The sequence below is a fragment of the Acetobacterium fimetarium genome (genome assembly GCF_014284475.1).
GTDB lineage: Bacteria > Bacillota > Clostridia > Eubacteriales > Eubacteriaceae > Acetobacterium > Acetobacterium fimetarium.
In genome coordinates this window covers 135,096-155,970 of the sequence record NZ_WJBC01000005.1, presented here as the reverse complement: position 1 = coordinate 155,970, position 20,875 = coordinate 135,096, and the positions used below count along the sequence as shown (strand labels likewise).

The 20,875-nt window shown below is 44.0% G+C and carries 14 protein-coding genes and 1 tRNA gene; 2 read left to right on the top strand and 13 right to left on the bottom strand.

Annotation, left to right across the window (positions count from 1 at the left end; genetic code table 11):
* Positions 1-242 precede the first annotated feature (242 nt).
* A tRNA-Ala gene (locus GH808_RS05455) sits at positions 243-318 on the top strand.
* A 233-nt stretch (positions 319-551) separates the two neighbouring features.
* Here GH808_RS05455 and GH808_RS05450 read toward each other — a convergent pair.
* The 4 genes from GH808_RS05450 to GH808_RS05435 form a co-directional block, all read right to left on the bottom strand.
* Positions 552-866, bottom strand: coding sequence for a helix-turn-helix domain-containing protein (locus GH808_RS05450; RefSeq protein ID WP_186841768.1), 315 nt, complete (start codon positions 864-866; stop codon positions 552-554).
* Positions 867-1,078: 212 nt separating this feature from the next.
* Positions 1,079-2,527, bottom strand: a complete 1,449-nt coding sequence (locus GH808_RS05445) for an ATP-binding protein (RefSeq protein WP_186841767.1) — start codon at positions 2,525-2,527, stop codon at positions 1,079-1,081.
* Positions 2,528-2,824: 297 nt separating this feature from the next.
* Positions 2,825-3,244, bottom strand: coding sequence for a type II toxin-antitoxin system HicB family antitoxin (locus GH808_RS05440; RefSeq protein WP_186841766.1), 420 nt, complete (start codon positions 3,242-3,244; stop codon positions 2,825-2,827).
* A 46-nt stretch (positions 3,245-3,290) separates the two neighbouring features.
* On the bottom strand, positions 3,291-3,461 hold the full coding sequence (locus tag GH808_RS05435) for a type II toxin-antitoxin system HicA family toxin (RefSeq protein ID WP_186841765.1): 171 nt from the start codon (positions 3,459-3,461) through the stop codon (positions 3,291-3,293).
* 436 nt (positions 3,462-3,897) lie between these two features.
* Here GH808_RS05435 and GH808_RS05430 point away from each other — a divergent pair, with 436 nt between their 5' ends.
* Complete coding sequence (locus tag GH808_RS05430; protein WP_186841764.1) at positions 3,898-4,758, top strand: SDR family NAD(P)-dependent oxidoreductase; 861 nt, start codon at positions 3,898-3,900, stop codon at positions 4,756-4,758.
* 167 nt (positions 4,759-4,925) lie between these two features.
* On the opposite strand, the gene GH808_RS15615 is transcribed toward GH808_RS05430, so the two are convergent.
* The 9 genes from GH808_RS15615 to GH808_RS05385 form a co-directional block, all read right to left on the bottom strand.
* A complete protein-coding gene (locus tag GH808_RS15615; protein ID WP_186841763.1) occupies positions 4,926-6,989 on the bottom strand; it encodes a tetratricopeptide repeat protein in 2,064 nt (687 codons plus the stop codon).
* Positions 6,990-7,187: 198 nt separating this feature from the next.
* Positions 7,188-9,842, bottom strand: coding sequence for a cation-translocating P-type ATPase (locus tag GH808_RS05420; RefSeq protein WP_186841762.1), 2,655 nt, complete (start codon positions 9,840-9,842; stop codon positions 7,188-7,190).
* Positions 9,843-10,177: 335 nt separating this feature from the next.
* A complete protein-coding gene (gene cls, locus GH808_RS05415; RefSeq protein ID WP_186841807.1) occupies positions 10,178-11,674 on the bottom strand; it encodes a cardiolipin synthase in 1,497 nt (498 codons plus the stop codon).
* Between the two features lie 247 nt (positions 11,675-11,921).
* Complete coding sequence (locus GH808_RS05410) at positions 11,922-12,842, bottom strand: ATP-grasp domain-containing protein (RefSeq protein ID WP_186841761.1); 921 nt, start codon at positions 12,840-12,842, stop codon at positions 11,922-11,924.
* A complete protein-coding gene (locus GH808_RS05405) occupies positions 12,836-13,762 on the bottom strand; it encodes an ATP-grasp domain-containing protein (protein ID WP_186841760.1) in 927 nt (308 codons plus the stop codon). The genes GH808_RS05410 and GH808_RS05405 overlap by 7 nt, the downstream gene beginning before the upstream one ends.
* 194 nt (positions 13,763-13,956) lie before the next feature.
* On the bottom strand, positions 13,957-15,732 hold the full coding sequence (locus tag GH808_RS05400; protein ID WP_186841759.1) for an ABC transporter ATP-binding protein: 1,776 nt from the start codon (positions 15,730-15,732) through the stop codon (positions 13,957-13,959).
* Positions 15,729-17,468 carry an ABC transporter ATP-binding protein gene (locus tag GH808_RS05395; protein ID WP_186841758.1) on the bottom strand — a complete coding sequence of 580 codons (1,740 nt, stop codon included), beginning with the start codon at positions 17,466-17,468 and terminating at the stop codon, positions 15,729-15,731. Before GH808_RS05395 ends, GH808_RS05400 begins: the two co-directional genes overlap by 4 nt.
* Positions 17,469-19,151 carry a GH3 auxin-responsive promoter family protein gene (locus GH808_RS05390; RefSeq protein ID WP_186841757.1) on the bottom strand — a complete coding sequence of 561 codons (1,683 nt, stop codon included), beginning with the start codon at positions 19,149-19,151 and terminating at the stop codon, positions 17,469-17,471. It lies immediately after the preceding gene.
* Positions 19,145-20,860, bottom strand: a complete 1,716-nt coding sequence (locus GH808_RS05385) for a GH3 auxin-responsive promoter family protein (RefSeq protein ID WP_186841756.1) — start codon at positions 20,858-20,860, stop codon at positions 19,145-19,147. The genes GH808_RS05390 and GH808_RS05385 overlap by 7 nt, the downstream gene beginning before the upstream one ends.
* Between the last annotated feature and the right edge of the window lie 15 nt (positions 20,861-20,875).

The following is a 20,875-nucleotide window of genomic DNA, read 5'->3' as shown; positions in this document are numbered from 1 at the left end:
TATTTTGGCATTTTTTTTGGAATTTTAGAATATTTTGCTGCCAATCAGTATTATATTGTTAATCTTTTAAGAGTTCAACCACATTTGATTCAAAACAGGTATTATATTGACTACCTAATTTTATCGGGTTAAAAATTTTTCTCTTCCATTGACCAACAAAAGATTATCTTATCAAAAAAAACACTTGCAAAAGAAAGAAACCTCAATTATACTATACAAGTGTCCTAAAGATAACAATTTTCGGGGGTGTGGCGAAGTTGGGATCGCGTCTGACTGGCAGTCAGAAGGCCAGGGGTTCGAGTCCCCTCATCTCCACCAATAAGAATTGCACAAGAGAGCCGTTGAGGTTCTCTTTTTTTTATGCCACAGGGTTGGAAGCGGTCAACAAACCCCTACCCTGGTGTTTATTTGGTGTTTATTTTAAGAAAAATTAAAGCCCAATAACAAAAGTTACTGAGCTTTACGGGATTTTATTTTAAAGCCATTCCAAAACTGGTCATGATCCACATTGTCAGGCAGTTCAACAACGCCGTTTATTTCTATGTATCGGCTCATTGGTTTGCTGGTCTCTTTTCTTTTGGAACGATGGCCAGTGTATATCCCAATGGATCAAGCAGTTTAAACAGGGTGTCAATCTTCGGGATGGACTTGAGATTCTCCAGGCGTGCAATGGCCGGCTGTTTTAACCCGGTCAGCTCTGCAAGCTTCTTTTGAGACAAGCCACTTTTTTCACGGGCTTCAATCAGTTTGCCAATAAGGGCCACCTCAAATTCTACTTCTGCCCTTTCTGAGTCGCTCATGAAACCAGGATCATTATAAAGGTCATTGAACTCTGTGAACTCTTCGTTGCCGATTTTAATACTCATTTTTGCACGTCCTTTCTTTAAAATCTTTCATGTTATTGATTGGTTTTTTCATTTTTTTGTGATTCTCCCGTTCTTTGTTTGTGTGAATCATCAATATAGAGGTATATATTACCAGCAAGTTACCAGCAAGTTAGATTTGGGCTTTAAATCGGTTCTAAATGGGTGCTCTTAGTTTTTGATTGCCATATTTGGCAAGTTACCAGCAAGTTAGATTATGCCCAAAATGGGATATATTTCATATGCTTAGGAGCTGTATCAGGATCTAGTGGTTTTATTAATTTTTGTTCTATAGTTTCTTTTATCAATCGTGAAATACTACCAGATGAAGATGGTTTTAATCCAAACCGATTTCGCAATGAACTGTTTGTGATTTGTTCGCCTTGAACAAATTTTATACATGCATGCAAATAGCAAGCCCAAACTTTATCTTCGCTAGATATCTGTGAAAAAGGTATTTCTGTATACAAGGTTACTTTTGTACTGTTTTCATATAGATCAATTTTAGGAGCTGGTAATTGTTGCATTTCGCATGTTAAAACAATTTTGTCCCAGCCTGTTCCAAGTTCTTCACAAATCTTCAAACGCCTCATAAGAGCAGCTAATTTTTCATTTCGTGATTTTGGAGGATTATCTATAATTCTTTTTATATCAATAAGTGGTGTTCCTGAATTTGTTATTTCTATACGGTTACTGAATATTTCGATTGTTGGCCCCGTTCCTGAAACAGAAAAATCCTGGTGAATTAAGGCATTAGCTACAGCCTCTCTGATAGCAAGAATAGGATACGCAGCAATTTCTTCACGTAGAGATTCCTTTATTAATTCTTGAGTTGGTACTAAAGCTTTAATAAAATGGATTAAGCCTTCGAAACCGACAATATATCCTTTTGATCCAGTGTCTTCTTTCAGCATATTCAATCGACTATTATCTTGATATTGCACAACCCGTACTGCTTTTCGTGATAATTTCGGAAATTCACTCAAACGTTTTGACAAAAGAAGTGCACCCATATTTGTGATAGAAAACAACCCATTATCTTGTTTGCAAATTATACCTTCTTCCATCATGTAATGTAATACACTATTAATGTCAGTGGGTATCGGCAAACCGATAATGTCAAAATACGCAGAGTAATCTAAATAATTAAGAGCTTCAGAGAAATCTAAATCTTGCTTAGCAAATCTTTCTTCAAATTTTGAATTTCTGATCCGATCCCATAGTTGTGATTGTAAAGAAGGAAACTCTTGCAGTTTTTTTGTGTAACTGCCGATTCTTATATAATCAGTTTTTTGGAATGAAACTGTATGGTTGGTTGCACGTCCAATTATGAGAATTCCAACTTTTTTATTTTCTATAGTAGTAGTGTGAAATTCAAAATCAGCATTTTTTGACAGGAGAGAGCGAAGCCAATTTTCTAATTCTTGATCGCCCTTTTTTATAGATTGAAGATTATCGTTAGTACCAATAATCTCATGAGTTTTATCGTGGATTCCCCAAATCATGTATGCATATGATTTTTCATATAAAGCAGCACTGTTTGCCAGCGCACTAATATCTTCTCCAATCATATTTGGAGTATAATTATTATGTTTTAATTCAAGCCAGGGTGTTTCATTTTCAAGTTTAATTAATTCATAAATTAATTTATCAAGATTTTCCATTGGATTTCCTTTGTATTAATTAAAATAATTAGTCTTTAATAAGTGGTCCGAGGTCAAAAATTGTTTTAAATTTATAAGTACCTCTTCATAAAAAAAATATAACATATTTGTTATAATGCGGCAATCAGTTTTAATTTTTTCCATTATTCCATAAATTGGAAGTGCAGAAAAAAGCACTAGTAGAGTATGGGATTTTTACCAGAGAACAGATTATAGAAGCGTCTAAAATAGAACTTAGCATCGCAGCATTTGTCACACCTTACGACGAAGTGGATGAAAAATGCAAAGGAAGAACTCTTACATTCTATTGGAAACGTGCAGCTTTTCCATAAGGGCATCCTGTAATACTCTGGAAACATTGACGTTTGCTTTATCCGCTTCAAGATTCAACCAATTGGGCAAGGTTACATTACGTCTGACTGTTTTATTATCAAGTCGGCGGCGGTACTCTGTAAAGTCCACATCAACCAATGACACAATGCCACTTCCATCAGTGGCAAAAGTGCCTTTTAAAGGATCAATTTCATTGAATTTTGAAGGTGCTGGAACCTCTTCGCCATCGTCTTGAATCGTGATCGCTTTTAATCCGATGGCATCACGAGCCATATCAATGGCATCGGCCATATCGGCTCCCTCTGTCAGAATTCCCAAATCTGGCACCTCTACCAGAACAATATCATCTGTTTGTGTGAAAATCACGGGATAGATGGCTTTCATTTGTTTATCCTCCTGGTTCTTTATTTTACAAGTGGAAGCAGGGCTTTTACAAGCCCCATTTCCTCAAGATTGCTTTTGCCAGACGTTCATTGATTTCATTGTGACGTGGAATTTCCTCTAAATCTTTACCTTTCCGGTAAACATCATGCTTTCCTCCATGACTATCAAATTCAAAACCAATTTTTTCCAGCTTTTTTATCAAGTCTCTACGTTTCATAGTATCCTCCTGACGCCTATATTATACACACTGCATACACACTTGTCAATGATATCAACTAGGTAGGGCTTAATTTTTTCCATTAATTCTATTTTCCCACAAAACAGAAGCGGATCTGAGAACCGCATAACATCACGGGTATGTGAATTAATTCCATTATTTCCATTTATTCCATGCGTTTAGATTCTATTTACAACATTTACAGCATATATAACAGGAGTCAGAAAACAATTTATGCCAATAGGGAGTCTTTGACTTCGGGGTAACTGTACATTGCAAGAATCTCCACCAATAAGAATTGCGCAAGAGAGCCGTTGAGGTTCTCTTTTTTATTGCATCAAGGTTATGTTTTCTCCTTTTGGGGTATAAAAATTATGCCCCCATCAAATCAGAAGGATGGTATTCAGGATACGCGCTGCAATACCAGGTGTTTACAATGAATCCTATTAAAGAAACCCGAAATGACTATTCCAAAGGCCTGGTCGTTATAACCGGCTGCGACACCGGAATCGGTAAAAGCCTCGTGCCCTTTTTAATTGCCGAGGGATATGCGGTTTTTCTGTCGTATCTGGATCAAAATCCCTTTGAGGATCAGATTCATGTTTTTTCGAAAAAAATGGATATCCGGAAGCCAGCCGAACTCGCGTCCTTCTGCAGGGATATTAAAGCATTATGCAGCAGCGGACAAAAACTGGCAGCCGTCATCGCCAATGCCGGGGTCGCTTTGGGTGGGCCCATTGAAAACCTTCCAATGCATATTTACCGGGACAGTTTTGAAATCAATTACTTCGGAACGGTCGAATTAATCCAGGCGCTGATCCCAGAACTGGTTCAAAGCAAAGGAAAAATTATTTTGAACGGTTCAATGGCCGGCAGAATTGCTCCCCCATTTATGTCCCCCTACGCTTCGACAAAATTCGCAATTGAAGGATTTTCCGATTCACTGCGACGGGAAATGAATCCGTTTGGCGTCAAAACGATCCTGCTAGAACCGGCAGCTGTCGCAACGCCAATCTGGAACAAGGCCAAAGAACAGGACATCTCATTTGTGGACCCAAAATATTTAAACAGCCTTTATTGTTTTCGTGATAAATTCATAGCGGGCGGAAATCAGGGACTGAATGTCGAACTTGCAGCACAGAGAATTATTGAAATATTAGCGAAAAAAAAACCGAAGCCGAGATATATCATTGCCAAAAGCCGCCTGGGTTCAAAACTGCTTCTGCTGATACCAACTGCTATGCTTGATAAGATTTTTATTAAACTATATCAGATGTATTACGGCGAGTCTGACTGATTGCCGGCAACCGCGTTTATTATAATGATGAAAAATAGCATAAGCTAACCACTTTGGCACGCTTATGCTATTTTAATTGATTGTTCTATTGATGATCCTCATTAAACATGAGCCCTGCTGATCCGGCGCATTAACAGCGCTATGTTTCGTTACTTAAGCATCATTGATTATTCAATTTGTTCTTCTTCCAGCTGACCCACTTCATTGAGAAAATAATAGACCGGCACACTGAATATTGCCCCAACAAAAACTATTTTCAGGAATAATGATCCCAGCAGAATCATTCCAATGATAAACAGAATCGATAACACTAAAGAGTAAACCACACCGATTGCCATGTAACCTTTACGCATTTCATAATCAAACAATTCATATTTCCACATTTTGTAAATACCTATCGGCGGCAAGAGACACATGAAAAACATGCAATCCGTGTCATCTCCCCTCTTCATCGATTTTTTCAAACTTTTTACAGCGCTTTTTATTTTCTCATTCTTCATCTCATCAAATTTTTTAAACCCGTTTTCAGAAATCATGATTGCATCCTGATTCTCTCGCGCAATCAGTGGTTTCAATAGCGAATTTGCCTGATCAATATTTCGGATCACGCCTCTGCCTTCGTTGTAGCATAATGCCAGCAGAATGGTGTTATCTTCATAATCCGGATCCTCTTGATAGCCCAGATCAAACCAATGAAAGGCTTCTTTCTGATTCTTTTTCGGCAGATAATAGGCATAGAGTTCGCCTAGCAGATTCATGCTTTTGGAATTATTTAAAACTGCTGCTTTTTTTAAATTCTCAATCCCCAACAACACATCTTTCTTTGCTGACTTTTTTGATCTGACAAGCATTCGGCCATAGACAAAATACACTTCAGATAATAAAGTCTTCACGCAAACATGGTACGGATTATAAAAATCATACGCATTTGGCGTATAAAATTCATCGGGATAGGATTCCAGGACGCTAATCACATTGCCAAAACTCTCACTTACCTCTTGTTCCAGCTCATTCAACATTTCTGTATTGGTACTTCGGTTTATTTCCTCGCAGCACATAATAAAATAATCCGCAATTCCCTGCAAATCGCCATGATCGGCGGCCAGCTTGAAGCATTCTTTTGCATTGACATCATTTTGCACGATGCCGCCATCGCCTCTGGCATACATAAGGCCTAAAAGCGTCACGGTATTATAATAGAATATTTCACTGAGATAAGCACTAAACTCGGGTTCTATTTTTAAAGCTTCCTGCGCCCAGAGTGCCGCTTTTTCATAATCGGGTTTTCCATTGATTGTTCTTCCCATGTAATAATCATGCGCAATCTGGCAAATGCAGTAAAGATCTTCCCCCTGTGCCCCTTTTAGATAAACGTCACGCAAGATCTTTTCACAGTGTTCAAGCACACAGTAAGAAAAATCACTGGCCAAGACCATTGATCGAATTCTTTCCGCCAAGAGCGGGATTTCTGAAATTTCCGCCGTTGCCAAATCGTTAATCTGATCAAGTATCGGAGTATAATATTGCGAATACCGATAGATGTTGTCCAGTTCTTCCTGATCGATGACATAAACATCATTTTCGACGGTTTCATACTGAAATATTTCAAAAAATCGCTTCAATTCCTGACGGTTAACTTCAACTGTTTCCACAATCGGTTCGCCCTGATCATCCAGAACGATTTTTCCCACTTCTCTTTTAATCTGCTCACAATAATACGGCCGGTCTTCCGACAAGTCGACAAGCGCTTTTGAATCGCCGTCGATGGGCGATGTTTTTTCGAGCGTGTTAAACAGCGGCGACATCTTCTGAAAAATCAGATTGTCGATGGGTGCCAGCGCGCTGCCGATATTGTTCAGTTCTCTTTTGACCCGGGCATAGGTAAATGATGCTGCTGTTTTTTGATCTGAATTTTCCAGTTCCCCTTTCAGGTTTCTGATCGCCGTTATCTGGTTATGATTCAATTCCGGATAGGCGCCGGCCATCTGACTCCAGATGTTACGCGTCCCTTCTGGTGGTATCAGCAGATAAAACAACCGGAACAAATCCAGATGATGAATATCATCGTTGACGGTAACTTTGCACTCTGCCCGTGTGCTTGGATCATTCAGCAAATCATTGCAGATATCCCAATAACCCGAACCCAAAACGCTTGCGATGCCTCCGGATAACGTTTTTACAACATATTCATTTAATGCAATTTGTAAAATATTGACTAATTCATTGTTCACAAACGTTTACGCTCCTTTTGCTTTCTAATTCATTATTTTATCAGAGAACGTCCGCTTTTTAAATACTTATTATTTTACCTGTTGCTTTGAGCATCTCTCCTCTTACATTACTACTTATCGACCGTTTTAAAAAAGTATTAAGTTCCTTCAACCAAAAAGCGCATCACTCAATTAAAAGTGATGCGCCATTTTTGTTAATTATGCAGCTTGTTTTGGTTCATATTTTCGCTGAAAAAATTTGACGACTTCGACAATCGGAATCACCATGAACGCCAGGCCCATGGCGACAAAATACTCCTTGAAAGAAATTGGTTCAAACTGGAATGCGGCAGCCAGTGGCGGTACCGCAATAACCATCGTCGTCAGCAACAGGGATGCGGCCATGGCCATAAACAGAAATTTGTTGCGCTTCTTCATCAGGAAGATCGATTGTCTTCTGCTTCTCATGTTTAAAGAATGGAACATCTCTGCCATCGACAACGTTAAGAATGCCATTGTCATCCCATCGGGACTGTTGGTGATTTCCCAGACACCCGCTTCCATAAAATGTCCAATAAAATAGGCGGCAAGGGTAACAGCTGTAACCATTGTTCCCTGCCAGATCACGTCAAAACCAAGACCGCCGGCAAAAATGCCCTCATTGGATTTACGCGGTGGGTTATTCATGGTATCCGCCTCTTCAGCTTCCATCCCCAGGGCAATCGCCGGGAAGGAGTCAGTAATCAGGTTAATCCACAACAAATGCACCGGTTTCAGAATCACAAACCCCAGCAAGGTTGCGACAAAGATTGACAGTACCTCCGAGAGATTCGACGAGATCAGAAACTGAATGGCCTTTCGGATATTATCATAAATTCGGCGTCCTTCTCTTACCGCATGGACGATGGTTGCAAAGTTGTCGTCGGCCAGAACCATATCGGCCACGTTTTTGGTCACATCGGTTCCGGTGATCCCCATCCCGACACCGATATCTGCCGTCTTGATGGATGGTGCATCATTGACACCGTCGCCGGTCATGGCAACGATCATATCTTTGTTCTGCCATGCTTTGACGATGCGAACCTTATGTTCCGGCTGTACCCGGGCATAGACCGAATATTTCACAATGTCTTCCGATAATTGTTCGTCGCTGATATCATTCAGTTGCGCTCCGGTAATCGCTTCTGAATCATCGATAATGATGCCAAGCTGTTTGGCAATGGCAACCGCGGTATCCCGATGGTCGCCGGTAATCATCACGGTGCGGATTCCGGCCGCTTTGCATTCTTCAATTGCCGGCTTGACTTCTGGTCGGATCGGATCGATCATTCCGGTCAGCCCGATAAAGCAGAGCTCCTGCTCCAGATAGCCCGGGGTCTGCTCCTGCGGCATGGTATCCCAAGCGCGGAATGCGGCCGAAAGCACACGAAGCGCCTGATCTGCCAGCGACTTGTTGGCAGATCCGATTTTCTTTTTCATTTCATCGGTCATCGGCTTTTGGCTGCTGCCATCCCAGTAGGTGGTGCAATGCGCCACCAGCACATCGGGTGCGCCCTTGGTATACTGTTCAAAGGAACCGTCCGCCATTTGGTGGATCGTACTCATCAGCTTTCGGCCGGAGTCAAACGGCGCCTCGCCAACCCGTGGCGTCTTTTTTTCCATCTCGTCTTTGGCCAGACCGAGTGAAAATCCGTAATTAACCAGTGCCGCCTCGGTCGGCTCACCCTCGGCTTTATTGTCCTCATTTAAATAGGCATCGTTGCAGAGGGTCATCGCCCGGCCAAGCAGCGGTTCATCCAAGCCGAATTGATCCACAACGGTCATTTTATTCTGCGTTAACGTACCGGTCTTGTCGGAACAGATCACCTGCGTGCAGCCCAGGGTTTCGACGGCTGTCAATTTACGAATGATGGCATTCTGCTTCGACATTTTGGTTACACCAATCGATAATACGATGGTCACAACGGCCGCCAGACCTTCCGGAATTGCTGCCACTGCCAGCGATACCGCTACCATGAAGGTATTCAGGACACCGGTTCCGGTAATGCCGCCATCCATGTTGAGGCGAATCAGGCTGATTCCGAAGATGAACACGCAGATGCCGAGAACCAGCCAGCTGAGCACTTTGCTTAACTGATTGAGTTTGATCTGAAGCGGCGTCTGATTGTCTTTGGCCTGGGTGATCGCATCAGCAATCTTGCCCATTTCCGTATCCATTCCGATCGCTGTCACCATTGCGGTTCCGCGACCATAGACAACGGCACTGCCCATGTAAACCATATTCTTGCGGTCGCCAAGAGAAATATCCTTCTGGTCACCTAAATAAAGGACTTCAATCACCTTGTCGACCGGAACACTTTCGCCGGTGAGCGCAGCTTCTTCAATCTTTAAGCTGGCGCTGTCGAGCAGTCGCGCATCAGCCGGCACTGAATCTCCGGCTTCCAGAACGATGACATCGCCGACGACCAGGTCTTCACTTTTAACAACCTGAATTCTACCGTCCCGCATGACCTTTGATGTGGCGGCGGATATGGCCTGGAGCGCTTCAATGGCTTTTTCTGCCTTGCTCTCCTGATACACCCCCAGCACGGAGTTGATAACAACAACGGCCATGATGATGATCACATCGGCAAACGATTCGCCGGAGTAGGCGGCGGTAATCCCGGAAATAACGGCCGCGATCATCAGGATGATGATCATCGGGTCTTTCAGCTGATTGATGAACCGAACCGCCACGGAATCCTTTTTTTCTTCCCTGAGCTTATTCTTGCCATTTTCTTCTTGTCGTTTGCTGGCCTCGGCATCAGAAAGACCGTCTTTCCGGGACTTTAACGCCTGCAGCACTTCTTCAGAAGTCTGTAGATACTGTTTCATTTAATTCCTCCTCAAATAAAAATAACCAGGTGCGTCTGCACCTGGTCAAAAAAATAACTCAAGTACAGACCGAACACTGTACATGAGTCTCACTCATTAAGATAAGCCAGATATAGAAACTATACCATGCATGTTGACTTATCACGCAAATTGCGCAAATTACTCCCTCATATTTTATTAATTCTACAGAACAAAATCACTTTTGTCAATAATATTTTGTTCTGATTAGCAACAATTTTGTTCTGTGCAATCACCATTTCTATTCAAAAGGCAATTATTCATCACGATAGGCTACAAGCCGGAGCTGTAACGTCATGCAGCGGTCTTTCTTTAAATCACATCAGCGGCGCAAACAACCGGAGAAAGTCCTGCAGGAAGTTCGAGATGACGTTGTCCTTGCAGTCCTGCTTTCTGATTTTTTGCGAAATTTCCAGCGTTTTCAGAAAATCATTTTTCACTTCCATCACGGCGGTGCTGTCGTATAGCCAAACCCCGCATTCGAAATGCAGGTACAGGCTTCTGAAATCCAGATTCGTGGTTCCGACCGTGGCGGTGCTGTCATCGGAAACAAATGTTTTTGAATGCATAAATCCCTCGGTATATTCATATATTTTGATACCGGCTGAAATCAGTTCCCGGTAATAGGAACGGGTGGTGAAATGAACAATTCGTTTATCCCATCGATGGGGGGTGACAATCCGGACATCCACGCCGCTTTTGGCTGCCAGTGTCAAGGCGGATACCATGCTGTCATCGATGATCAGATAGGGCGTGTTGATATAGACATAATCCTTGGCGTTATTGATCATCTGCAGATAAACATGTTCTCCGACATTCTCATGATCCATCGGACTATCCGCATAAGGCTGCACCAACCCGTCATTTTCTATTTCGCAGCGTTCATATTTCCAGGGATAATAATGGTGATAATTCTCGTTGATATTTTTGCAGATCGACCACATTTGCAGAAACATCACGGTGAAGCTCCAGGCTGCCTCGCCTTCAATCATGATCGAAGCGTCTTTCCAGTGGCCATACTTTTCAATCGCATTGATATACTCATCCGCGAGGTTGATCCCACCCGTAAATGCGACCTTGCCGTCGATGACGGCTATTTTCCGGTGATCACGATTATTCTGGATCGCCGATAAAACCGGTCGAAACGGATTGAATACGGCGCACTTGATGCCCCATTTTTTTAATTGTTTGGGGTAATCCTTCGGCAACAGAAACAGGCATCCCATATCATCATAAATCAGCCTGACGTCCACTCCCTGTTTCACTTTTTCCTTCAGGATTTCAAGGACGCTGCCCCACATGATCCCATCATGGATAATGAAATATTCGAGAAAAATATACCGTTCTGCTTTTTCCAGTTCTGCCAGCAGGGCACTGAATTTTTCCTCACCCGGAGTCAGGTATTTTGTTCTTGTATGACGATAAACGGGGAATCCGGCAAACTTCTGGAGATAGCGGATCTGGGGAATATGGCTCGGCGTTTCTTTGCAGGCTTCATTGAATCGGTTCCCTGGCAGTAAAAAACTGGGCTTGCTCCCTCGTTCAACTTTCTCCAGCTCGCGGTGGAATTTTTTACTGGAAGTCTGGAATTTAAAGAGCAGATAAAATAAGCCGCCGAAAACCGGCACCAGCAGAATCAAAAATACCCAGGTCAGTTTATAGGCCCCTTTATTTTTTTGGGTTACAATATGCAGTGCCACCAGAAAGCTGATTACGGTCAAGGTCCAGCTGATGAACAATGACTGCTGACTGCCATTGGCAACCAGATAAATGAACACGCCAAGCTGCAACACGATCAGCACTGCCACCAGCATCCGTCCACGCAACAACTTTTTAAACCATTTTTCTCCCACGATGATCACTCCCACCTTATTTCTTTTTTCTGCGTTAGCCAATATGATAACCCAAACAAACAAAAAGCGCAAACAATTTAAACATCACTGAAATTAAATCTTTCCAGCTACTGTCCTCAAACGACTGCCGCCACGCTTTTTATCGCCACTAAAAAACACCCCCCGCTCTTTAATTAACAGGCAGGGAATGTTTTCACCGTCTTAATCTCTATCGATTTAATTTCCGCCGCGCGGCTTCTTCCATAATACTCTTCAGGGTGATCAGTAACGGATTGCTTTTCTGATCCGTTGCTGCGCCGGAAGAATAAGTCAGCCCGGTCATCGAATTGGCTTCACAGATGAAATAGGTGTCATTTTCGCCAAAGAGAAAATCGATACTGCCGAAATAAATATCCAGCACTTCCGCCGCTTTTTCGGCAATTTCAACGACCTGATCCGGCGGTGTAATGAACTGCAGATCGCCGCCCTGGGAAAGATTTGATTTGAAATGATCGCCGTTGTCTCTGATGTAGGCGGTTGCGAATTTTCCGCCGCTGAGCATGATTCGCATATCCCGGTCTTTTGAAGCAGTGATGCATTCCTGAATCAGAATATGGTCATCAAAATTCATCGCCGCATAAAGATCCAGAATATTCTCCAGTTCTTTTTCCGATTTGATCAGTACCACCCCTTTGCCTTTGCTGCCATGCATGACTTTGACAACACAGGGAATGCCGATTTCAGCGGCAATAAATGACGCTTTTGTTTTGGGGTTCATCAAAACCGTCTTGGGAAACTTGACTGTTTTCGATGCTGCCGCCAGTTTCTGGAAGGTCAGCAGTTTGTCCGCGGTATTGTTCAGACTTTCAGAGCTGTTGACACAAAGCACATTTAAAGACTCCAGCATTTTTACAACGGCTTTGCTGTGATAATTGTTGCCACCGAAAAAAGCGCATAAGGCAAAATCCGGTACTTCCACTGCTTCGCTTCCGATAAAGCACTTCCGGCTGCCACCCGGTTCGCACAACACCTGCACTTCACTCACTTCCACCGTCCGGATGTTCAAATTCATCTTTTCGATCAGCCCAATAATGGTCTGAATCGAGGGTTCATCGAGCGTTCCCTGATTGACTAAAAACCAGCCTAACATGTTTGGCCTCCTTCTCGCAAGCGTTTCTTCCAGAGTGGTTCCGGTCTGCTTGCGACCTGCTGGATTAAATCTTTAAACATGTCCTGGAGATCAAAGGCGATTCCAGGCATGGCATTGGCTTCACATAAATAGAAGGTGTCATTTTCACCAAACAGGAAATCCACACTGCCCATATTGATTTTCAGGCAGGCGGCAACTTTTTCTGCCGCTTCGATGACGGATGCCGGTGGTGTGTACGGCACGATTTTTCCGCCTTTGGCGATATTGGATCGGAAGCTCTTTTCGTTTTGACGGACAAACGCACTGGCAAACTTGCCGTTGCATAAAACGACTCTCAAATCCCGTCCTGACGAAGCGGCGATGCATTCCTGAATGATAATTTCATCCCCAATCTCACTGGCTGTGCTCATGCTGATCAGGTTATCCAGTTCTTTTTCGGTATTGACCAGAACAACGCCTTTTCCCTTGCTGCCGTGCATGACCTTCATAACCAGCGGATAGTCGAATTGCCGGCTGACGAATTCAGCACTGGTTTCGTCCGTCACTAACAGTGTTTTCGGAAAATTGACTGCTTCAATGGACTCCGCCACTTTCTGAAAGGTCAGCAGTTTATCGTCAACGTTCTTGATACAATCATATGAGTTGATGCAGAGCACCCCGACGGATTCCAGCATGCGCAGGACCGATCCGGTATGATAATTTTTTTCTGTAAAAAAAGCGGCAACGACATAATCTGGAACATCCATGACTTCATCGCCGACATAAATTTTGCCATCAAAATCATGATCGCAGATCACATGTATTTTCAGCGGATCCACCACGGTGAGATCAATCTTGTTTGCCTCCACTACTTTCATTATTTTTACAATCGATGGATTATCCATTTTCCCGGGATTTCTTAATAACCAACCTTTCATCATAACCTCCTGAATTTTAATTTACTGATAGACATTTACAAAACTACCGTGTGCTTCGCTGCCGGTTTGCGCGAACCAATTTGTACACTGTACGGCGGACAGTCTATCGACTGTTCGCCTACACGTTACCAAATTGGTTGCGGAAACCGACATCAAAGCTACTTTTGTTCGTATCTTTAGCGTTTTGCAATCACCGATCAATTATCTGACGCACTTAAGTAAAGATTTGCGTACAAGCCGTTTTTATTCATCAATTCACTGTGACTGCCGACTTCGCGAATATCGCCATCCTGCATGAAAATAATCTTGTCGGCATTTTTTATGGTAAAGAGCCGATGGGCTATGATAAAGGTCGTCCGGCCTTTCATCATTTCTTCCATCGCCTGGGTAATCAGAATTTCGGTTCGCGTATCCACTGACGAAGTTGCTTCATCAAGGATTAGAACCTTGGGATCGGCAATAATCGTTCTGGCGATGGCCAGCAGCTGACATTCACCTTCTGACAAAGTGGTGAAATCCCCGCCGATTCGGGTATCATAGCCGGCCGGCAGTTTACGAATAAATTCATCGCATTGGGCTTTTTTGGCCGCCTGAATCACTTCCTCCCGGGTTGCCCCGCTTTTTCCGTAGGCAATATTTTCTTCAATTGTGCCATCGAAAAGCCAGGTGTCCTGCAACACCATCCCGAACGCACTTCTGAGGTTTTGTCTCGTCAAATCGCTGATATTCAGCCCCTCAATGGTAATGGCGCCTTTGTCGATTTCGTAGAACCGCATCAGCAGATTGACCAGCGTTGTTTTGCCGGCTCCGCTGGGCCCGACGACTGCCAGAATTTCTCCCGGTTCGGCCTTCAGCGACACATCATGAAACAGCGTTCGTTCGGGAATGTATCCGAATTCAACATGTTCAAACGCAATGCTGCCTTGGGCATTTTCCACTGCCAGGACGGCAGTTCCGGTATCCTCTTTTTCTTCTTCTTCATCCAGCAGCTGAAAGATCCGCTCCGCGGCAGCCGCGCCGGACTGCAGAAAATTCAGATTATTGGATATCAAAGCAATCGGACTGGCAATGTTGTTGGCGTACATCAGAAATGCCTGAATGCCACCGATGGTAAGACCACCGGCAATAACCAGAATACCACCGATCACACAAATTGCGATATAGGCGATATTATTGATCAGCTTCATCAGCGGCGATGTCAAACCGGAATAGAATCGGGAACTCAGGTAGGACTTGAAAAAGCGCTGGTTGATATCATCAAACTTGCCGGCGGCCTTTTCCTCATAGTTGAATGATTTGACAATCAGATGTCCATCATAGACTTCCTCAATCAGGCCATTCAAAGACCCCAGCTCTTTTTGCTGTCTGCGGAATAAAACCTGCGTCTTTTTAGTGATAAGCTTCATGATAAAATAGGACAACGGCATCACAACAAAAAAGATCAGGCTCAACTGAATGTTCAGCACCAGCATCATGATGATAATGCCGATGATGGTCGTTCCCTGGACAATGATCTGGGTCAGATTGCCTTCCAGCGCACCCGAAAGAGTGCTCGCATCATTTGTCACGCGCGATAAAAGATCCCCTCTTTCATTCTGGTCGATCACATTGAGTGATAGCTTATTGAGTTTTTCCTGGATTTCTTCTCGCAGTCGTTTGATCATCAACTGGGAAAGGTAGGTCGTTCTTCGGGTAGCATAATAAACCAGGCCGGCACTCAGGACATAAAGTACCGCCAGCAGGATCAGCTGCTTTCCAATATAAATAAAATCAATTTCAGCGTTTTGTGCGACACTGTTTGCAATGCTGTCGGTAACATATTTGGTCACAATCGGTGCAAAAATGGCAAACACGGTGCTGAGAACCAGTGCAACGGCAACGCAGCAAGCCGTCAACTTTTTATCGCTCAGATAATTTTTCAAGCGTCCGACAATCGTTCCAAAACTGTATTTGCGTTTTGATTGTTGCTTCATAGTGATTCACCCCTCTCCTCGCGATAGGATTGGGATTTCAGAATTTCCTGATAGACGTAACAGTCTTTTGCCAATTCCTCATGTTTTCCCTGCCCCACGATGGCGCCATTGTCCAACACAAGAATTTTATCGGCATCGCGGATCGTGCTGATTCGCTGTGCCACCATCAGCACGGTTTTATTGCTGAAATTTTCTCTGATGCCTTTTCGCACCAGTGAATCCGTCTTGAAATCGAGAGCTGAAAAGCAATCATCAAAAACGGTAATCGGTGCTTTTTTGACAACCGCCCTGGCAATACTGAGCCGCTGCCGCTGTCCGCCGGAAAGATCGGAGCCACCCTGAGAAATCGTACTCATCATCTGATTTTCCCTGGCGTTGACAAAATCCGCGGCCTGCGCAAGAATCAGCGCCGCGCTGACCTCTTCTTCCGATGCGTTTTCTTTGCCGATGCGAATGTTGTCAATGACCGAGCCGCCAAACAGTATCGATTCCTGCGGCGAATAGGCAATGACGCTTCTGAGATCATGCTGGGTGCAATCTCTAATATCCGTATTATCAACTGTGATGGCGCCTTCGCTGACTTCATAGAGTCGCATGATCAGATTCACCAGGGTCGTTTTTCCAGATCCGGTGGCGCCGACGATCGCGGTGATTTTCCCCGGCTCCGCGACAAAATTGAGGTGACTCAGGACATTATTCTCCGCCCCTTTATAGCCAAAGGAGACATCTTTAAATTCGATCCGTCCTTTCACATTTTCCAATTTTTGCGGTTTCTCCGGGTCTTTGATTGAAAAGTCGCAATCCAGGACTTCCCTGACCCGATTGGCCGATACCTGAGCCTGCGGGTATGCCATCAGCAGCACGGACACCAGGCTTAATGCCGACATAAACATCAGCACATATTGAATAAATACCATCAGATCACTTAGTTGGACAACCTGCTGCTGCACTTCCTTTGAGCCTAGCCACAAAATCAGAACCATTGTCAGATTCATCATCAGCTGCATCAGCGGCGAAAAAAATGCGACGGCATAGTTTGCTTTCAGGGCCGCATCCATACCTTCCTGATTGGCTTTTCCAAACTTTTCGGTTTCATAATCCTGCCGGTTGAAGGCCCGAATCGAGCGGACTCCGGTCAGTTTCTCCTTAATCAGCAGATTCAAGCGATCCACTTTTTCCTGCATGGTTTTAAACAGCGGCATACTTCTCGATGTCGTGATGACAATGATCCCCATGGTCAGAACAAATGACGTCAAAAGCACCAGCGTCAGGGTTATGTTTTCTCTGAAAGCCATAACCAGCGCACCAACTCCGGTGATCGGGATCAGCAGCAATGAACGCAGCCCGTTGATGACAACAATCTGCATCTGGGTGGCGTCCGAGGTTGACCGGGTCAGCAGGGTTGCGCCCCCGAAGCGGTTAAAATCGGTCTGGGAAAAGTCTTTGACTTTGTCAAAGACATCAGCTCTGATGCCACTGGTAAAGGATGCCGTAACATAGGCCGAATAATAGCTGGATGCGACCATGCAAACTGCGGCCACGAGCGAAACACCGAGCATCATCGAACCGCTTTTGAAAATATAGGCAGTGTCCCCTTTTATCACGCCATCGGCGACGATATTTCCCATCATGACCGGCAGGTAAAGCTGGCAGGCCGCCTGGCTCAGGACAAAAACAAATACCAGGATCATCTGGCTGCGATAATCCTTTAAATATCTTACGAGTAAGCTTATCATTTACTGCTCCTTGTCAACCAATGCAAAAAAGAAGTTCTCTTTAATCAGCGTATCGATGACGCGGACGGGTTTCAGCTGGTTGCCGGAAATCCCCCGGTGAATCATCAGGTCACGATATAAAGCATAGGTTTCTTCTTGCACAAAGGTAATTTCTGATGGACTCAAGATGCCGCTTTTCACTTTTTTGCCTATCGACGGGTTGGCAATGCTTAATTTCTTTTCGATGATGTCGCGATAATCACGGTATTTTTCTTTTGCCAGCCGTTCTTCGGTCTCCATGAAGATGATATATCGGCCCGGTGAAACCATGGTATCGGCATAGACGCTGTAGTCAACGAGCTGGCAGCCGGCTTCCTTGGCAAATTCTTTTACGGCCCATGAGATGCACTCTTCGGTCGTCTTTTCGCCGGCGATGCTGACCATCTGATTCAATCGATAGACAAATTGTATTTTCGGGCAATTCTGATACCACCCCACCACGCGGACCACATCCTTGATTCGGTAACGGTAAAATCCCGAAGTATTGGTCAGAATGATTTCATAGTCTTTGCCTGTTTCCAGCTGATCCATTGTCAGCGTTTCTTCCGAATCGTCTTCCCGATCCATCGGGATAAACTCATAAAAAGCGCTGTCCGGAATCAACACAAACTCCTGGGATTCCATCTCATGACAGATCGCCATAATCGATTCTGACGCCGCATAAACGCTGAAATAAATCGGGATGTCGCCCAAATAGTGGCGCATTTTGTCGGTATAGACAGAGAACCCGCCGCTTCCGATGGCATGAACAAAGGTAAATTCCGGCCAGATTCTGGGAATGATCGGATCTGTGAAGCCTTTTTCAAATTCCCTTCTTAATTCAGCCGCCCGCTTGGGATCAGGTTTGATGTATACCTGCAACTGGGCTCTGACATCGTCCGGGATTTTTATCTCCGGATTGATGGTGCCCTTTTCGATGTCATCGACCAGAAGCTCCCAGTTGAGTTCGAGATATTTCATCAAATCTGAAACTGCCGTCATAAAGGCCGAAACAATATACGAAAGCGAACGATCCGTCAGGGCAAACCGCAGATGCGCATATTTGGAATCCATGATATGTTCCGGAAACACCACTTCTTTGGGCGATGTGAACATCAGAAAGAGCATATCTTTGATGCTGTACACCCCTCTGCCGGAAATCGATCCGGCAAACAGTCCGTTGGGCAGGGTTTCAAATTTAACTTCCATCAGATTCAGGCCGCGGCCTTTTTTCCATTTGTTTGCCATCGCCTGACTGATGACCGCAAAGCTGTAATGCGTCGCATATTCGCGATAGGTTTTAACCGTCTGTTCCGAAACCGGAATCCGCTTGGGATTATCCACGCTTCCTGAAGTCAGGGCATAATGAACAATCGGATCATTGGTGATGAGCCCTGTTTCGCCTTTAATCATCCGTTCGATGAAGGGGGCATAGTCATCATAGGTTGAAAACGGCACCTTCGCTTTATAGGCCTCCAGCGAATCAATCTGTTCAAAATTGTATTGCTGGCCAAACTCGGTGCTGGCGTTTCGCTTCACCAAATCCAGCATCAACTGTTTATTGACTTGGGGTGCATTTTTTGTCAGTTCATCGAATTTCGCAATTTTCTTATTCCCCTTTTTTATAAGCGTGGAATACACTAATTTGGGAACTACTTTTAACATGATTCTCCTCCTGGCCAATTCTTTATATAGTCATTTTCGGGGAATTCTTTCACAATTGTTTTCAGTTTCGTCTGGTTAACATTTTTTCCCGGCAGAATTGACCGGGTAAACAAAGAATCACGGTAGCCGTCCTTCATCACAAGGACCTGCAGTGCCGCCAGTTCCTGAGATTTCCGTTTGTTACCGTATTTTTCATGATGAGCGATGATGTGGTTTTCCAGTGCCAGCTGAAAAGCTTCCCCGTCAATATCTTCTGAAAACGGTTCGACGATAAAGACCAGTCTGTTTTGTTTTTCGTCTGCCAGCACCTGATAAAAACGGATCTCTTCATTGATTTGTTCTGAGACTGTTCTGATCGCTTCTTCTATTTCATAAACGGCCATCTCATAATCATCAATTGCAAGTTTTTCTGATGCTTTGCAGACAAAAACGATTCTCGGAGACAGGCCGATCGTTTCGTCGACAAAGACGATATCTTTCATATTGTAGCGGTACAGCCCCGAATAGGAGGTGATGATCAGCTCATAATACGCTCCCTGCTTCAGTTCATCAGCCTGCAGTGTTTTTTCTTCGCCAATCGGCAGGAATTCAAAAAAATACCCAAATAGAGCCAGGAGTCCTGCCGGATCACACGCTTTATCGGGTATATTAAATTTGCCTTCGCTGGCTCCGTATCCCCATTCCAGAAATTTCACATGCTCAGGCAACTGTTTTTTTACATCATTTACAATTCTCTGGGCAGTAGACGACATCCAGCAGGAGACGACAGAAAAGCATGGCCAAATTGAGCCGACATCCAAACCGCTGCGGCTCTTTACTATTTTTTCCAGTTCTGCAGCTCGTTCCGGGTTGGGCTTAAGTTTTGAAACCAGCTTTGCTCGCAATTCATCATCAATGTTTATTTTAGCACTGATCCCACCATCGCGGATATCTGTCACCAGATCAGCCACCGATGCGTTCATTTTTTTGAGTAGAATATTGAAGTGGGCAATATTACTGCATACGACACCGGCAAGATTCTTCTCCGCAAGCGCATACCGGATCGTCAGATAATCAGTGGCTTCATTGCCGAGATCTTTGGCCAGAATCAATTCAACGGGCAGCGCCATTTTTTTCTGGAGCTCGACCGGAATATCTTTGGCCGCCTGGCCGGAGGCTGACCCCACCGAGATGTTGCCTTCCGTCTTTGCATACTCGGAAGGATTGGCAATGGCGAGAATTTTTTTGTCCGGCGCCATCACCTCCGGTGCCATCATCAGCAGCAGAATAGCGCGGACCTGGGAAACCAGTCCCTTGACCAGCTCACCATTTTTACTTTCAGGAATCAGCTTGGGAACGCCGGTGGAGCCACTGGTTGCAATGAAACTCGCCGTTTTGCCCGCGAACAGAAGATCCGGTTCACCAGCCTTGAGTTTCTCAATATAAAGCTGATAGTCATCATAATTTGAAATTGGCACCGTTTGTTTGAATGCTGCAATGGATTTGATATCTTCAAATCCAAATTTCCTGCCAAATTCACTCTTTTCTGCGTGTTTTAAGATATCCAAAAGAACGGCTTTCTGCATTTCTTCAGGATGTTTCTTTATTTCGAAAAAAAACTGGATCAGTTTTTCATTCGGCATTTCTTTTAATATTTCCGGAATACTCTTTTGAATGTTTCCAGAAATTATTTCGTTGAAGGTTTCTGTTTGCATCAAATTTTTTTCCATTTTATCTTCCCTTAC

Bases quoted from the DNA above. Each gene is read 5' to 3' on its own strand.
- GH808_RS05450 (WP_186841768.1), bottom strand. From the start codon at position 866: ATGAGTATTAAAATCGGCAACGAAGAGTTCACAGAGTTCAATGACCTT.
- GH808_RS05445 (WP_186841767.1), bottom strand. From the start codon at position 2,527: ATGGAAAATCTTGATAAATTAATTTATGAATTAATTAAACTTGAAAAT.
- GH808_RS05440 (WP_186841766.1), bottom strand. From the start codon at position 3,244: ATGAAAGCCATCTATCCCGTGATTTTCACACAAACAGATGATATTGTT.
- GH808_RS05435 (WP_186841765.1), bottom strand. From the start codon at position 3,461: ATGAAACGTAGAGACTTGATAAAAAAGCTGGAAAAAATTGGTTTTGAA.
- GH808_RS05430 (WP_186841764.1), top strand. From the start codon at position 3,898: ATGAATCCTATTAAAGAAACCCGAAATGACTATTCCAAAGGCCTGGTC.
- GH808_RS05420 (WP_186841762.1), bottom strand. From the start codon at position 9,842: ATGAAACAGTATCTACAGACTTCTGAAGAAGTGCTGCAGGCGTTAAAG.
- cls (WP_186841807.1), bottom strand. From the start codon at position 11,674: ATGCTGGTGGCAGTGCTGATCGTGTTGCAGCTTGGCGTGTTCATTTAT.
- GH808_RS05410 (WP_186841761.1), bottom strand. From the start codon at position 12,842: ATGTTAGGCTGGTTTTTAGTCAATCAGGGAACGCTCGATGAACCCTCG.
- GH808_RS05405 (WP_186841760.1), bottom strand. From the start codon at position 13,762: ATGATGAAAGGTTGGTTATTAAGAAATCCCGGGAAAATGGATAATCCA.
- GH808_RS05400 (WP_186841759.1), bottom strand. From the start codon at position 15,732: ATGAAGCAACAATCAAAACGCAAATACAGTTTTGGAACGATTGTCGGA.
- GH808_RS05395 (WP_186841758.1), bottom strand. From the start codon at position 17,468: ATGATAAGCTTACTCGTAAGATATTTAAAGGATTATCGCAGCCAGATG.
- GH808_RS05390 (WP_186841757.1), bottom strand. From the start codon at position 19,151: ATGTTAAAAGTAGTTCCCAAATTAGTGTATTCCACGCTTATAAAAAAG.
- GH808_RS05385 (WP_186841756.1), bottom strand. From the start codon at position 20,860: ATGGAAAAAAATTTGATGCAAACAGAAACCTTCAACGAAATAATTTCT.